Origin of the sequence: Bradyrhizobium sp. CSA207 (genome assembly GCF_029051685.1) — a bacterium.
In the GTDB taxonomy this organism is placed as follows: domain Bacteria; phylum Pseudomonadota; class Alphaproteobacteria; order Rhizobiales; family Xanthobacteraceae; genus Bradyrhizobium.
In genome coordinates, this window is sequence record NZ_JAACFT010000004.1 from 131,898 (window position 1) to 145,969 (window position 14,072).

Annotated in this window: 14 protein-coding genes; 4 read left to right on the forward strand and 10 right to left on the reverse strand. The window is 63.9% G+C overall.

Annotated elements, in window-relative coordinates:
* Positions 1-48: 48 nt before the first annotated feature.
* The 4 genes from GWG65_RS05580 to GWG65_RS05595 all read right to left on the reverse strand — a co-directional run bounded on the left by GWG65_RS05580 (position 49) and on the right by GWG65_RS05595 (position 4,400).
* The gene (locus tag GWG65_RS05580; RefSeq protein ID WP_275194405.1) at positions 49-2,253 is read right to left on the reverse strand and encodes a xanthine dehydrogenase family protein molybdopterin-binding subunit; all 2,205 of its coding nucleotides are present in this window, start codon (positions 2,251-2,253) and stop codon (positions 49-51) included.
* Positions 2,254-2,260: 7 nt separating this feature from the next.
* Entirely contained in the window at positions 2,261-3,277 is a 1,017-nt protein-coding gene (locus GWG65_RS05585) for a xanthine dehydrogenase family protein subunit M (protein WP_275194406.1), read from the reverse strand.
* A complete protein-coding gene (locus GWG65_RS05590) occupies positions 3,274-3,765 on the reverse strand; it encodes a (2Fe-2S)-binding protein (protein WP_275194407.1) in 492 nt (163 codons plus the stop codon). Before GWG65_RS05590 ends, GWG65_RS05585 begins: the two co-directional genes overlap by 4 nt.
* 155 nt (positions 3,766-3,920) lie before the next feature.
* Positions 3,921-4,400: an Lrp/AsnC family transcriptional regulator gene (locus GWG65_RS05595; protein ID WP_275194408.1), complete on the reverse strand. Its 480-nt coding sequence runs from the start codon at positions 4,398-4,400 to the stop codon at positions 3,921-3,923.
* Between the two features lie 142 nt (positions 4,401-4,542).
* On the opposite strand from GWG65_RS05595, the gene ald reads away from it, so the two are divergent.
* Complete coding sequence (gene ald, locus GWG65_RS05600; RefSeq protein WP_275194409.1) at positions 4,543-5,655, forward strand: alanine dehydrogenase; 1,113 nt, start codon at positions 4,543-4,545, stop codon at positions 5,653-5,655.
* Positions 5,656-5,717: 62 nt separating this feature from the next.
* Here ald and GWG65_RS05605 read toward each other — a convergent pair whose 3' ends face one another.
* Entirely contained in the window at positions 5,718-6,353 is a 636-nt protein-coding gene (locus GWG65_RS05605; RefSeq protein ID WP_275194410.1) for a DsbA family protein, read from the reverse strand.
* A gap of 447 nt (positions 6,354-6,800) precedes the next feature.
* Between GWG65_RS05605 and GWG65_RS05610 the strand changes: the two genes are divergently transcribed.
* Together GWG65_RS05610 and GWG65_RS05615 are read left to right on the forward strand one after the other, a co-directional pair.
* Positions 6,801-7,019, forward strand: a complete 219-nt coding sequence (locus GWG65_RS05610) for a hypothetical protein (RefSeq protein ID WP_275194411.1) — start codon at positions 6,801-6,803, stop codon at positions 7,017-7,019.
* Between the two features lie 129 nt (positions 7,020-7,148).
* On the forward strand, positions 7,149-8,207 hold the full coding sequence (locus tag GWG65_RS05615) for a putative sulfate exporter family transporter (RefSeq protein ID WP_275194412.1): 1,059 nt from the start codon (positions 7,149-7,151) through the stop codon (positions 8,205-8,207).
* Between the two features lie 207 nt (positions 8,208-8,414).
* On the opposite strand, the gene GWG65_RS05620 is transcribed toward GWG65_RS05615, so the two are convergent.
* The 5 genes from GWG65_RS05620 to GWG65_RS05640 all read right to left on the reverse strand — a co-directional run bounded on the left by GWG65_RS05620 (position 8,415) and on the right by GWG65_RS05640 (position 13,083).
* Positions 8,415-9,287 carry an ABC transporter ATP-binding protein gene (locus GWG65_RS05620; RefSeq protein WP_275194413.1) on the reverse strand — a complete coding sequence of 291 codons (873 nt, stop codon included), beginning with the start codon at positions 9,285-9,287 and terminating at the stop codon, positions 8,415-8,417.
* Positions 9,284-10,153 (reverse strand): ABC transporter permease, encoded by an 870-nt coding sequence (locus GWG65_RS05625; protein ID WP_275194414.1) that lies wholly within the window; start codon positions 10,151-10,153, stop codon positions 9,284-9,286. Before GWG65_RS05625 ends, GWG65_RS05620 begins: the two co-directional genes overlap by 4 nt.
* A gap of 35 nt (positions 10,154-10,188) precedes the next feature.
* Complete coding sequence (locus GWG65_RS05630; RefSeq protein ID WP_275194415.1) at positions 10,189-11,610, reverse strand: ABC transporter substrate-binding protein; 1,422 nt, start codon at positions 11,608-11,610, stop codon at positions 10,189-10,191.
* 179 nt (positions 11,611-11,789) lie between these two features.
* Complete coding sequence (locus GWG65_RS05635) at positions 11,790-12,563, reverse strand: Crp/Fnr family transcriptional regulator (RefSeq protein ID WP_275194416.1); 774 nt, start codon at positions 12,561-12,563, stop codon at positions 11,790-11,792.
* Between the two features lie 214 nt (positions 12,564-12,777).
* Positions 12,778-13,083, reverse strand: a complete 306-nt coding sequence (locus GWG65_RS05640; protein WP_275194417.1) for a gamma-butyrobetaine hydroxylase-like domain-containing protein — start codon at positions 13,081-13,083, stop codon at positions 12,778-12,780.
* Positions 13,084-13,296: 213 nt separating this feature from the next.
* Here GWG65_RS05640 and GWG65_RS05645 point away from each other — a divergent pair, with 213 nt between their 5' ends.
* On the forward strand, positions 13,297-14,070 hold the full coding sequence (locus GWG65_RS05645; RefSeq protein WP_275194418.1) for a ferredoxin--NADP reductase: 774 nt from the start codon (positions 13,297-13,299) through the stop codon (positions 14,068-14,070).
* The last annotated feature ends 2 nt before the right edge of the window (positions 14,071-14,072 follow it).

Sequence of the window (14,072 nt, forward strand, 5' to 3'; positions counted from 1 at the left end):
GATGACGGCGGATCGAGCCTGGTCGGATGCGGCCCGAATGACCGGCGCTCAGCCAAGCAGCTTGTCCAAAGTGATCGGGAACCGGCGGATGCGTTTGCCGGTGGCGTGGTAGACGGCGTTTGCGATCGCCGCGGGGACGCCGACGATGCCGATCTCGCCCAACCCCTTGACGCCCAGTTTGTTGATGTGCGCGTCCGGCTCGTCGACGAAGATCACGTCGATGTCGTGAACATCGGCGTTCACGGGGATGTGGTACTCCGCGATGTTCGCGTTCATGATCCGGCCGAAGCGGTGGTCCATCACCGTTTCCTCGTGCAGCGCCATGCCGATTCCCCAGACCACGCCGCCCATGATCTGGCTGCGGCCGGTCTTGGTGTTGAGGATCCGCCCGGCGGCGACGGCGCTCACGATCCGCGTGACGCGAATGACGCCGAGCTGCTCATCGATCTTCACCTCGGCGAACACCGCCGAATGGGTATTGCGCGCGTGCTTCTTGTCTTCGTCGAACTGGTTGACTTTTTCTTTCGCAATGCGTTCGATATTGCCATGACGCATCGCGTCGGCGATCGAGACCGCGCGGCTGTTGTCGGCGGCTCTGGCAATGCTGCCGTCGATCAGAACCGTATCGGCCAACTCGGCATCGGCGAGCGGCGAGCCAGGCATTTTCCCAGCCAGGCTCAACAGTTCCTTGCGGACATCCTCAGCCGCTGCAAGCACGGCATGTGCGCTCGAGGCCGCCATCCAGGAGCCGCCTTCGACCGGCGCCTGCGGCAGGGTGGAGTCGGCAAGCCTGACGCTGATGTTCTCGATCGGCAGGCCGAGCGCATCGGCAGCAACCTGCGCCACGATGGTGTAGGTGCCGGTGCCGATGTCCGATGCGGCACAAGACACCTCGGCATGGCCGTTCGACGTCAGCACGATGCGGACCGCGACCGGCATCTGGAGCGCTTCCCACACGCCTGTCGCCATGCCCCAGCCGACCAGCTCGTTGCCGTCGTGCATCGAACGCGGCGCGGGATTGCGCCGGCTCCAGCCGAAGGCCTCCGCGCCGCGGGCGTAGCATTCGCGCAGCTGCTTGCTGGTGTAGGGCAGGTTTTCGCTCTGGTCGCGATCCGAATAGCAGTTCAGCCGCAGGTCGATCGGATCGATCTTGAGCGCAACGGCGAGCTCGTCCATGGCGCATTCGAGCGCGCAGACGCCGGAAGCGGCGCCCGGTGCGCGCATGTCGCAGGGCGTGGAAACATCGAGGTGGACGAGCTTGTGGGAGAAACGGCTGTTCGGGCTGCTGTAGAGCTGTTCGGCCCACCCGGTGTCGTTGCGTGCAAAATCCTCGTAGCGCGAGGTGACGGCGATGGCCTCGTGCGTGACCGCCTCGAGGGTACCGTCGGATTTTGCGCCGAGCCCGACGCGCTCGATGGTCATCGGCCGGTAGCCGAGCCCGTACATCTGCTGCCGCGTCAGCACGACGCGAACGGACCGCTTCAGCGCAAGTGCGGCGAGTGTTGCCAGCACCACCTGGTGTTGCGGCCGCAGTCCGGAGCCGAACGCGCCGCCGACATAGGGCGAGATTACGCGGATATCACTCGGCTTCTTGTCGAACACGCCGCAGAGGAATTTGTGGACGTTCTGGACGCCTTGCGTCTTGTCGTACACCGTGAGCTTGCCGCCGCCGTCCCAGACCGCCGTGGTCGCGAACAGCTCCATCGGGTTGTGATGCTCGGTCGGAATGACGTAGTCCGCCTCGTGGCGCACGGCAGCCCGGGCAAGGGCAGCTGCGGCGTCGCCGCGCGGCTTGGGTGGTTCGTCCGTCTCGGCGGCGCTGCCGCGCTCGCCTTCGAGATCGGTCGCAAAGCCGCTCGGCTCATATTCGACCCGCACGAGGGTAGCCGCGAATTTCGCGGTTTCCCAGTCCTCCGCGACGACCAGCGCGATCGGCTGGCCGTTGAACTTGATCGTGTCGTCATACAGCGGACGGAACGGGGAGCCTTTCTCGGGCGCCACCTCGTCCTTCCAGGCCTCGTCATTATCGGCGAGCGGCGGACGGTTGGCATGCGTCAGCACGTCCAGCACACCATTCACGTTCAGCGCTGCGCTGGTGTCGAGGCGGGCAATGCGCCCGCAGGGAATGGTGGCTTCGACGACGAAACCATGGACGAGCCCGTCGGCCGGGAATTCGCCGGCATATTTGGCGGTCCCGGTGACTTTAGCACGGCCGTCGACGCGGGACGTTGGTGTTCCGACATAGGCGTTCATCGGTCCCTCACGCGATCTTCTTGTGAGACTGGGATTGCGGCGTGGCGTCCGCGGCCTGCGTCAGCGTCCGCACGATGGCGCGGCGCGCGAGCTCGATCTTGAAGCCGTTATGCGCACGGGCGGTCGCGCCCGCCAGCAGCAGATCCGCAGCGTGCGAAAAATGATCCACAGTTGCCGCCTGGCCGCGCAATGCTGCCTCGGCTTCGAGGCTGCGCCAGGGCTTGTGAGCCACGCCGCCGAGCGCGATGCGAGCCTGAGTGATCGCGTTGCCCTCCAGTTCGAGCGCGGCCGCAACCGACACTAGAGCAAAAGCATATGACAGCCGGTCGCGGATCTTCAGGTAGCTGTAGTTCTGGGCGAAGCCGAGCGGCGGCAGTTCAATCGCAATGATGATCTCGCCGGCGCCGAGATTGACATCGACATGCGGCGTGTCGCCGGGAAGCCGATGGAAATCGGTCAGCGCGATGGTGCGCTCACCGGAAGGTCTGGCGATGTGCACGAGCGCGCCGAGCGCGGCCAGCGCCACGCTCATGTCGGACGGGTTGGTGGCGATGCAGGAGGCGCTGGTACCGAGGATCGCATGGTTGCGATTGAGGCCGTCGAGTGCCGAACAGCCGGTGCCGGGATTCCGTTTGTTGCAAGGCGTCGCCGTGTCGTAGAAATAGGCACAGCGCGTTCGCTGCATCAGATTGCCGCCGACGGAGGCCATGTTGCGCAATTGCGCCGAGGCGCCGGCCAGGATCGCGCTGGCGAGCAGGGGATAGCGCTGCTCGATCAGTGGATGATAGGCGAGGTCCGAGTTCGGTACCAAGGCACCTATGCGCAGGCCGCCGTCGGCCGTCTCCTCGACCTTGCGCAGCGGCAGGCGGGAAATGTCGATCAGCCGGGAGGGGCGCTCGACATTCTCCTTCATCAGGTCGATCAGGTTGGTGCCGCCGGCGATGAGCCTGGCGCCGGGATTGGCGGCCAGCAGGCGGATCGCGTCAGCGACGTCAGCGGCGCGCGAGTACTGGAAATTGTTCATGGCCGGCCCATTGCTTGCTGGATCGCGGCGACGATGTTCGGATAGGCGCCGCAGCGGCAGAGATTTCCGCTCATCAGTTCCCGGATCTCGTCGGCGTCCGCGGCGCGGCCTTCAGCCAAAAGGCCGGCCGCCGAACAAATCTGGCCCGATGTGCAATAACCGCACTGGAAGGCGTCGTGGTCGATGAAGGCTTGTTGCAGCGGATGCAACGTGCCGTCGCTGGCGAGGCCTTCGACGGTGGTGATTTCGGCGCCGTCCTTCATGATAGCAAGCGTCAGGCAGGAATTGACGCGGCGGCCGTCCACCAGCACGGTGCAGGCGCCGCACTGACCGTGATCGCAGCCCTTCTTGGTGCCGGTCAGCGCGAGATGATCGCGCAGGGCATCGAGGAGCGTGGTCCAGGGTACGAGGTCGAGCGTGCGCCTGACACCATTGACGACAAGATTGATCGGAATGCGTTCGGCGATCTCATGCGTGACATCGGCCATGTCTTCTTCCCTGAGGGGCCTATGTTCCCTGCGACGGAGGCCAACCAGGTGTCAGGCACGCTAACGCGAGGGCCCGTCGCCTCCGCTGGCCAATAGCGCCCAACGGACGACCCGCGGCTTGGTTCCAGAGGCGGATTAGCTCGCGGGGAAGCGGGTCAACGCTTCGCCTCGCCGAACACTACCGTCGGCACTGCGCGGTTGACGACCTCGCGCAGCGCGAAGCTTGATTGCACCCGCGCCACGCGCGGCAGGCGCGACAGTTCGGTGCGATGGATGCGCTCGAAATCCTGGATGTCGCGCGCGAGCACGATCAGGATGTAGTCGTCGGTGCCCGACATCAGGAAGCAGCGCACCACGGACGGGCACTTCACCACCTCCGCCTCGAACGCCTTCAGCGCCTCGTCGCTCTGGCTCTCCAGCGCGATGCGCACCAGCACCGTCGTGGTGAGGCCGAACTGCGCCAGATCCAGCGCGGCTTGGTAGGCCTGGATATAGCCGTCGTCCTCCAGCGCCTTCTGCCGCCGCGCCAGCGCGGTGCTCGACATCCCGACCTTGCTGGCAAGCTCGGTATGGCTGGCCCGAGCATTGGTCGTGAGTTCCGCGAGGATGGCGAGATCTTTCCGGTCGAGGGCCAAGGTTTGGTTTCCAGCGTGAAAGGGCTCTGCCGCGCCCGAAACCGGCGCGGGGATGCCGAACCTAGCGGATATTTGCACGAAACCAAACCGGCCCCGTCGCTACGATCAAGAGGAGAATCAGAGACGTTGGAAGGAGCTCAAGATGCGTGTCGGCGTGCCCAGGGAAATCAAGGTGCAGGAATATCGCGTCGGGCTCACCCCGGGCGCCGTCCGCGAATATGTCGCGGCCGGGCACCAGGTGATGGTCGAGACCGGCGCCGGCAACGGCATCGGCGCGTCCGATGATGTCTATCGGCGGGCAGGGGCCACCATCTCCGACAGCGCCCGCGACGTCTTCGCCAGTTCCGACATGATCGTGAAAGTGAAGGAGCCACAGAAAAGCGAATGGCTTCAGCTTCGCGAAAGCCAGATCCTGTTCACTTATCTGCACCTCGCGCCGGATCCCGAACAGGCCAAGGGTTTGCTCGCGTCCGGCTGTACCGCGATCGCCTATGAAACCGTCACCGACGCGGCCGGTCGCCTCCCCCTGCTGGCGCCGATGAGCGAAGTCGCCGGCCGCCTTGCCATCGAGGCAGCCGGCGCCGCGCTCAGGCGTTCCGCCGGCGGTCGTGGCTTGCTGCTCGGCGGCGTGCCCGGGGTGCAGCCGGCGCGCTTGGTCGTGCTTGGCGGCGGCGTGGTGGGTATGCAGGCCGCGCGCATGGCCGCGGGCCTTGGTGCCGAAGTCACGGTGATCGACCGCTCCTTGCCGCGGCTGCGTGAGCTCGATGATCTCTTCGCGGGGCGCGTGCGGACGCGCTTTTCCACCATAGAAGCGGTTGAAGACGAAGTGTTCGCCGCCGACGTCGTGATCGGCGCGGTGCTGGTGCCGGGCGCCAGCGCGCCGAAGCTCGTTACGCGCGCGATGCTTAAATCGATGCGGCGTGGCGCCGTGCTGGTCGACGTCGCGATCGACCAGGGCGGCTGCTTCGAGACTTCGCACCCGACGACGCACACCGATCCGACCTATGAGGTCGACGGGGTCGTGCATTATTGCGTCGCCAACATGCCGGGTGCGGTGCCGGTGACGTCGAGCCAGGCGCTGAACAATGCGACGCTGCCGTTCGGCCTGATGCTGGCGAACAAGGGCTTTGCGGCGGTGCTGGAGAATCCTCATTTGCGCAACGGGCTCAACGCCCATCGCGGCCGCATCACCAACAGGGCGGTGGCGGAAAGCCTCGGGCTGGAATTCGCGCCGGTCGGAGGCCTGGCGGCGTAGAGCATGATCCGGAAAAGTGTGCAGCGGTTTTCCGAAAAGATCATGCTCAAATAATTTGGAGCCTATGCCGGTTTGCGATGGCGGCTGCCGAGCGCGGCTTCGATGGTCTCGGGCTTCTCGATGCGTTCGATCAGCATGTCGATGCGGTCGCCGCCCCAGAACAGCTCGCTGTTGAACACCATGGTCGGCACGCCGAACACGCCGAGCGATTCGGCCTCGTCGATGATGCGGTCGTGCTCGGCGCGCGCGGGACCATGGACGTAGGAGTCGAATTCGCTCGCCGATCCGCCGCAGGCGGTGATGACGCCGGTGATATCAGCCAGATCGTCGATCTCGATGTCGTGGCTCCAGAAGCGGCGAAACATCGTGTCGTGGTAAGGGCGGAAGAAGCCGTGGCGTTGCGCGAACAGCATACCGACGCTGGAATAGAAGGCGTCGTAGATCCGCCGCGGTCCCTTCATCACGAGCCCCTGCGCATTGGCGAAGCGCCGCGCGTCCATATAGGCGTAGCGTACCTTGCGCCAGAAATGCGGCGTGCGCTCCTCCACCGTCCCCATGAATTCGGCAACGCGCAGCGTATAAGGCAGCCATTCCAGCTCGACGCCGTGCGTCTCCTCCAGCGCAAACAGGCGCTTGTTGGCGACGAACGCATAGGGGCTCTTGTAGTCGGTGTAGATGCGCACCCGCGGTTTGGGCATCGGCGTTTCCTTTTTCTTCCTTTTCCCCTTGTGGGAGAAGGTGGCATAGGCGGCCTTCGGCCGCCGTTCTTAAAGCGCCGAAGCGAAGCTTCGGCTATGGCGCCGGATGAGGGGTTGCTTCAGTGAATTCAACTGCGAGAGGGTTGTCCGCGGGGACAACCCCTCGCCCGGCTTCGCTATCGCGAAGCCGCCCACGAGGGGAGAGGGTGCACCGAGCCCGCGGCGCTTTCAACGCCCCAACTCCTCACGAGGCGACGCAGCGTCGCTATCTGGCGCTATAGCCGGACCCTCGGGCCGCCAAATCGGCCAAAAGAAGAAAACTATTGCCCGGGGTCTCTCAGGCGGAAGGAGTTTTCTCTCCGGGGGGCAAAAACGCCAATCGCTTCCATTGCTGTTTGGGGCCGAAACGACGACATTTCCGGCACAGATTGATGGATTGACCCTGCTATGGAACGCACCGGATTTGAGCCCTTCGGCGAGCGCCTGGTGTCCGCGACGGACACCCAGCCGCAGTCGCGCGCGTCAAAGCTCCTGCTGCGGGCCGGGACCGGCCTGTTCTGGTCGCTGGTGGCGGGGATCGTGCTGGCACGTGCCGCCTTCTTTGAGCCGGGCGTCTATGATGGCTTCAGCCGCGTGGCCTCGCTCGCCAGAAGCCTGATCTTCTGAGGTCAGCTCGTCTTCTAAGGCGATCCATCCCGGCTGAGGATAGAACTTCCCCTCGGTCCTGATATGTCGAAAACATATTTCCCAATCGGACGGCGCTGCGTATAAATCCTTCTCCTCCGGGAGAGATTTGTGTCGCAGAATCAAGCATCCAGTTCGGCCGAGGCCAAGCCGACCACCGCCGCAAGCCGCATTGTTGCGCTGATTCCCGGCATTCTCCTCTGCATCGTTGTGGCCGGCGTTTCGGCCCTTTTGGAGCGGGCGGAGCTGGGTGTGTTCGAGCACCCCTATGTCGAGGCGCTGGTGATGGCCATCCTGCTCGGCATGGCGCTGCGCAGCTTCTGGAAGCCCGCGCCGCGCTGGCGGGCCGGCATCGCCTTCAGCGCCAAGCAGCTGCTCGAAGTCGCAGTGATGCTGCTAGGGGCCTCCATCAGCTTTGCAGCAATTGCGGCCTCGGGCGTTGCGCTGCTGGCATCGATCGCGGCTGTGGTCGTGGTCGCGCTCAGCGTCAGCTTTGGCTTGAGCCGCATGCTCGGCCTGTCGACACGACTGTCGATCCTGATCGCCTGCGGCAACTCCATCTGCGGCAATTCGGCTATCGCGGCCGTGGCGCCGATCATCGGCGCCAACAACGACGAGATCGCATCCTCGATCTCTTTCACTGCGATCCTCGGCGTGATGATGGTGCTGGGCCTGCCGCTGCTGATTCCGCTGCTGCAACTGTCCGCCACGCAATACGGCATCCTCGCCGGCCTCACCGTCTACGCCGTGCCGCAGGTGCTGGCGGCAACGGTGCCGGCGGGCCTCGTCTCGACGCAGATCGGCACGCTGGTCAAGCTGATGCGCGTGTTGATGCTGGGGCCGGTCGTCGTCGGCCTGTCGCTGGTCGCCTCGCGTTGGCAGACCGGCGCCAAGAAGACCAATGTCGGATTTTTCCGCTTAGTCCCGTGGTTCATCCTCGGCTTCCTCGCACTCGCGACGTTGCGCTCGCTGGAAATCGTGCCCGGCACCGTGGTGGGCCCGGTGACGAAGATCACGAGCTTCCTCACGGTGGTGTCGATGGCGGCACTCGGCCTCGGCGTCGATGTCCGCGTGCTCGCCAATGTCGGCGGCCGCGTCACAGCCGCCGTGACACTGTCGCTGATGCTGCTGCTCGGCATCAGCATCGCGCTGGTGCATTGGTTCAAGTGAAAATAGTCGCGCTGCAATGACGGTGCACCCTCTCCCCTTGTGGGAGAGGGTGGCTTCGCAATAAGCGAAGCCGGGCGAGGGGTTCTCTCCGCGAATGAATCTGTTGCAGTGAATGCGCGAAAGCAAACCCCTCATCCGGCGCTTCGCGCCACCTTCTCCCACAAGGGGAGAAGGGGAAGGCACCGCGCAAGCGTCGAAGAAGCAGTTCTAAATCACATCCGCCAGCGAGTGACCGTGCAGCTCGATGTTCAGCCCCTGCATGCCGAGATCGGTGATCTCGCCGCCCATCGCCTTGATGCTTTCCTCACGGATCAGCGACATCAACCCGCGGCGCAGCGCCAGGAACTCCGATGACATCATCATCGATTGCTGCCGCGGGCGCTCCAGCGGAATCGGAATCTCGGCCTTGATCGAGCCGGGACGCGCCGTCATGCAGTAGACCCGGTCGGACAGGAAGATCGCCTCGTCGATGTCGTGGGTGACGAACAGCACCGAGATCTTCAGCCGCTGCCACATGTTGGTGAGGATCTGCTGCATGATGACGCGGGTCTGTGCGTCGAGCGCGCCGAAGGGCTCGTCTAACAGCAGCACCTTCGGCCCCGTCGCGAGTGCGCGCACGATGCCGACGCGCTGCTTCATGCCGCCGGAGAGCTTTTCCGGATAGTGCTTCTCGAAGGCGTCCAAGCCGGCAAGCCCGAGCAGGGTGCGGGCCGCGCGCTCGCGCTGCGAACGCGCCATGCCGCGCATCTTCAGGCCGAACTCGACATTCTCCCGCACCGTCTTCCAGGGAAACAGCGAATATTGCTGGAACACCATGCCGCGCTCGGCGCTGGGGCCGTTGACCCTTTCGCCGTCGACCGTGACCACTCCGGTGGTCGGCTTGAGGAAACCTGCGACCGCATTGAGCAGCGTCGACTTTCCGCACCCTGAGGGGCCGACGATCGAGACGAACTCACCCGGGTTGACATGAATCTGCGTGTCGGTGACCGCCTCAACCGGTCCCTCGATACTGTCATAGCTGAGCGAGAAATTCTTGACCTCGATATGGCCCTGCGGTGCTTTGGTCAGGATCTCGTTCATTTCAGCCTCCACGGCATCACCAACTGCCCCGCGCCTCTGATGAGCATGCTCGATCCGAGGCCGAGCACGCCGATCGCGATCATGCCGAGCGCGATGTCGGCATATTGGACCAGCGAATAGGCCTCCCAGGTGAAATACCCGATGCCGTACTGGCCCGAGATCATTTCGGCCGCGATCAGCGACACCCAGGCGACGCCCATGCCGACAGTGAGGCCGGTGAAGATGTGCGGCAGCGAGGCCGGAAAGTACACTTCGCGAAAGATCGAGCGTTCGCGCGCGCCCAGACATTGCGCCGCGCGCACCAGCACGGGATCGACCAGCGACATGCCGTGCAGCGTGTTGACCAGGATCGGGAAGAATGAGCCGAGAAAGGTGATGTAGACGATGCTCTGCTCGTTGGTCGGCCACAGCATGATCGCCATCGGCACCCAGGCGATCGCCGGGATCGGCCGCAGCACTTCCGCCACCGGGAAGACGATCTCATGCACCAGCTTGAAGCGGCCCATGATCAGGCCGAGCGGCACGCCGACGATGGCGGCGAGCGAAAAGCCGATGAAGATGCGCCGGCAGCTCAGCACGATGTGCATCAGGAATTTCGGATCGTGGATCGCCTTGGTGAAGCTTGCATAGACCGCGAGCGGCGAGGGCACGTTGGTGAAGCGCACGAAGAACACGACGCGATAGGTCGTGAGCAGGTGCCAGACCAGCAGGAAGGCGAGCAGCGAGAGGATGCCGATCGCGATTGCGCGCAGTCCCGCCCGATTGAGCCGATACCAGCGCAGCGCGACAGTGCCGAAGGAAGGCGCCGCCGCAGGAGCCGCGGCGGGCGCGGGGCTCGCCTCGCCGATTGCGGTTGTTGCCGGCATGCTGTCCTCGGAATGTCTGAGGAGGGCGGGACTGCTCACGTCTTGCCTCCGCTGACTGCCGCCTTCACCGCTTCGTCGAAGCCGAGCACCTTGCCGCTGATCTTGGCCGCATAGGCTTCGGCATCCTTCTTGAGCAGGAAGGGCGCGACATCGCCATTCCCGACCGCGAAGAAGGCCTGGTCGGCGAACAGCTTGATGCCGCGGGTCGTATCGAAGACGTAGGCGACGTTGATCTTCTTGCCCTTGGCCTTGAAGTCGGCATAGGCCCCTAACGTGCAACTGGCAGACGAGAAAGCGAGGATGCCAGCCTCGTCCACCCAGACTTCGCCGGCCTTGCGCGGATCGGAGATCGGCTTCTTGCAGAAGCCATCCTCGCCTGAGATTTCGTAGTTCTTGGTGCTGCCGAGCTGCGCGTCATAGTCGAGCTTCATCTCGGCATAGGCCTTGCGGATGTAGCTGTCGTCGACCCATTTTTTGGGATCGAACTCCTTCATGCGGCCGAGGTTTTGCAACACCTTGACGTCGGCGGTGGCCGCATCGATCAGCGCCGGCTTGACCGTGGGATCGGTTGTCATGTTGCCGCTGGGGCCGAGGAAGATGTAGACGACTTCCTTGTTGATGCCCGTCCATTCCTGGATCTTTTCCGCAGCGAGCTTGGGATCGTCGCGCAGCCATTGATTGGCGGCGGCGACCGCCTTCAGATAAGCGACGACGACTTCCGGATATTTTTCGGCGAAGTCGGTGCGGACGACGATGCCGTGGAAGGTCGGCAGATTGGTCTCGACGCCGTCGAAGATCTTTCGCGCAAAGCCACGGAACGGCAGCAACTCGGCGAAGGGGACGAAGTCGGCATGCGCGTCGATCTTCTTTTCCTGCAGATTGGTCGAGCCGACTTCCGGGCTCTGGCTGACGAGCTGGAAGAAGTCGGACGCGTAGCCGCGGTCCTGCATCGCCTTCAGCACCATGCCGTGCGCGGCGGAGCCGAAGGGCACGCTGACGAGCTTGCCCTTGAGATCGGCGAGATCGTAGTACGGCGACTCCTTGTGAACGACGATGCCGTTGCCGGAGCCCGACATGCTGTAGGCCGCGATGCCGATCAGGCGGCTCTTGCTCTCGGGGTTGCTGTCGAAGGTGAAGCCGTTCACGATCAGCGGGTAGTCGCCCATCATGCCGATCTGCAGCTTGTTCGCCATCATCGCGTTGGTGACGGGCGGACCGGAGGTGAAATTCTGCCACTCCAGCTCGAACTTGATGTTGGCGTATTTGCCGTCCTTCGGCAGGTATTTTTCGAGCAGATGCAGCTGCCGGATGACGACGCCGGCGGTCACCGTGTTGGTCGTGGTATCCTGCGTTCCGATGCCGAGCGTCACCGTTTCCGCCGAAGCCGGCTGCGCGAGGAGTAGCGCCAGCGACGTCACCGACATCGCGATCGAGAGCGTGGGAAGATGGCGGACCATTCTCATCCTCATTCGGTTGGATGTGCTGTGGTTGCCATGATTGGGTGAGGGCGTGGACAGGGCAAATCCGGAATGACCACCGCAGTCGATTAGTTGCCGGGAAAAGCTGATTGCATACTCCTTGGGCAGTCCTGCACTATAAAGCCGCTTGCCTGGGCACCGACCCCGGTCGCCGGCCTTTAGTCAGAGGCTTGTCCGCGCATCTCTTCCAGCACGTCGGGCCGGCAGACCACGATCTGGGAGCGCTTGGTCAGCACGATTCCCTTCTCCTGCATCCGCTTCAAACTGATCGTGACCCATTGCCTGGTGGCGCCGACCATGTGGGCGATGTCGGCATGGGTGAAGGCTGCCGCGATCACCCGGCCGTCGGCATCCTCGACACCGTAGAGCTCGACCAGATGCAGCAGCAGATGCGCCAGCCGCTGTGTGATCGAACGCGTTCCCAGCATCTGCGCCAGCGCCGAATAGCACTTGCCCTTGAAGGTCAGACCCTCGATCAGGCCGATTGCCAGGTTCGGGATCTCCATGGCGAGCGTGCGCAGTTCTTTTCCGGGCAGGTGCACGACGCTGCAATTGCTGGATGCAACGCCGGACCATTGATGCACGGTGCCTTCGAACACTTCGGGCCCGCCGACGAAATTGCCGACATGCCAATAGGCCAGCGTGATCTCGCGCCCAAGCGGCGAGGTATAGAACACGCGGATGCGGCCGCTCTCGATCAGCCAGATACCGTCATGCTTGCCGCCCTGGCTGAACAGCGTCTGGCCGCGGTTGAGCACTTTGCGGCGGCCCTGCTTCAGCACCAGCTCCCGCTCGCGCTGGCTGAGCTTGTCCATCAGCGGCGGCGGACCGCCAATCCATTGCTGGTTCTCGGTGAGCAGCAGCGAGGAGCTTCCCGCAGGCCGGACCGTTGCGGGAACCGTCCCGCGAACCACATTGGCCGCCTGCAACATCGTCTGCCTCCGGAACGTTCAATTCGTCCTAAAGCGGAGCAATGTCCGTGCCAGATTCACTCCGCTGTCGTCGCACGGCTTGACCGGGCGACCCAGTATTCCAGAGACAGCAATGAGTTACGGAGAGGCCGCGGCGTACTGGATTCCCGCCTTCGCGGGAATGACAGCGAGTTTGTGGCGCCCGTGCTCGCGCCAATGCAAAGTCTGCGTCGGCCTAACCCCCCGCCAAACTCAGCAAATACGCCTTGGGGTAAATCCCCCGACTGTGCCCGTCCGAAAACGAGATGTTCAGCCCGTAGCCGAGATCGCCGATGTCGGTGATGGCGATGCCCGGAAACGCTTCAGGGAAGCGGCCGTCGAAGCGGGCGCGGGTGCAGTGGGCGCATTTGCATGAGAGGCGGAGCTGCTCGGCAGGCAGGCTGAGTTGATCGTCCTGCGTGGTGCGGACGCGGAGCGTGGCAAGATCGGCGCTCGCCTCGTAGTCGGCCACGGTCGGTGCCACCAATGCGGTCATGGTCATGACGAACCTCTGACTCTTCTCTACGCCGCCGCAGGCGAGCGCGAATAGCAACTAATTGCCAGAGCGCACGTGCAAAGGCGGAGCGCGGCTGCCTCCTCTTCGGTCATCGCCCGCAAAATGTGAAACTAATCGACCGGCAGTTTCAGTTCGGCGTTGCCCGAGTCCTCCGTCTCCGAAATCCTTGCGCCCATCGCAGGTAAGGAGAGACGACGGATGAGCGCTTTTCAGAAGGAAACGGTTCTGTCGGTCAGGCACTGGACCGACTCGCTGTTCAGCTTCACCGCGACGCGCGATCCCGGCTTCCGCTTCCAGAACGGCCAGTTCGCCATGATCGGGCTGGAGGTCGAGGGCAAACCCTTGATGCGGGCCTACAGCATGGCGAGCGCCAATCATGAGGAAGAGCTCGAGTTCTTCTCGATCAAGGTTGAGGACGGCCCGCTGACCTCGCGCCTCCAGAAGATCAGGGAAGGCGACATCATCCTGGTCGGCCGCAAGGCGACGGGCACGCTGATCACAGGCAATCTCATTCCCGGCAAGCGTCTCTTGTTGCTGTCGACCGGCACCGGGCTCGCGCCGTTCGCCAGCCTGATCAAGGACCCCGACGTGTACGAGAACTACGAGACCATCGTGCTCGCCCATGGCTGCCGCCAGATCTCCGAGCTCGCCTATGGCGAGCACCTCGTCGACGGCCTGCGCAATCACGAATTCTTCGGACCGCTGATCCGCGACAAGCTGGTCTATTATCCCACCGTCACCCGAGAGCCGTTCAGGAATCGCGGCCGCATCACCGACCTGATCACCTCCAACCAGATGTTCGACGATATCGCGCAGTCCGGCCTCGATATCGCGACGGATCGCATCATGCTGTGCGGCAGCCCCGCAATGCTGGAGGAGCTGCACGCCATGTTCTCCGCGCGCGGCTTTGCGGAGGGGAACCACAGCCAGCCCGGCCATTTCGTCATCGAGAAGGCTTTCGTCGAGCGGTGACG

What these genes read in the sequence shown, in the direction of transcription:
- GWG65_RS05620 (WP_275194413.1), bottom strand. Translation starts at nt 9,287, where the DNA reads ATGAACGAGATCCTGACCAAAGCACCGCAGGGCCATATCGAGGTCAAG.
- GWG65_RS05640 (WP_275194417.1), bottom strand. Translation starts at nt 13,083, where the DNA reads ATGACCATGACCGCATTGGTGGCACCGACCGTGGCCGACTACGAGGCG.
- GWG65_RS05630 (WP_275194415.1), bottom strand. Translation starts at nt 11,610, where the DNA reads ATGGTCCGCCATCTTCCCACGCTCTCGATCGCGATGTCGGTGACGTCG.
- GWG65_RS05645 (WP_275194418.1), top strand. Translation starts at nt 13,297, where the DNA reads ATGAGCGCTTTTCAGAAGGAAACGGTTCTGTCGGTCAGGCACTGGACC.
- GWG65_RS05610 (WP_275194411.1), top strand. Translation starts at nt 6,801, where the DNA reads ATGGAACGCACCGGATTTGAGCCCTTCGGCGAGCGCCTGGTGTCCGCG.
- GWG65_RS05635 (WP_275194416.1), bottom strand. Translation starts at nt 12,563, where the DNA reads ATGTTGCAGGCGGCCAATGTGGTTCGCGGGACGGTTCCCGCAACGGTC.
- GWG65_RS05625 (WP_275194414.1), bottom strand. Translation starts at nt 10,153, where the DNA reads ATGCCGGCAACAACCGCAATCGGCGAGGCGAGCCCCGCGCCCGCCGCG.
- GWG65_RS05580 (WP_275194405.1), bottom strand. Translation starts at nt 2,253, where the DNA reads ATGAACGCCTATGTCGGAACACCAACGTCCCGCGTCGACGGCCGTGCT.
- GWG65_RS05585 (WP_275194406.1), bottom strand. Translation starts at nt 3,277, where the DNA reads ATGAACAATTTCCAGTACTCGCGCGCCGCTGACGTCGCTGACGCGATC.
- ald (WP_275194409.1), top strand. Translation starts at nt 4,543, where the DNA reads ATGCGTGTCGGCGTGCCCAGGGAAATCAAGGTGCAGGAATATCGCGTC.
- GWG65_RS05605 (WP_275194410.1), bottom strand. Translation starts at nt 6,353, where the DNA reads ATGCCCAAACCGCGGGTGCGCATCTACACCGACTACAAGAGCCCCTAT.
- GWG65_RS05590 (WP_275194407.1), bottom strand. Translation starts at nt 3,765, where the DNA reads ATGGCCGATGTCACGCATGAGATCGCCGAACGCATTCCGATCAATCTT.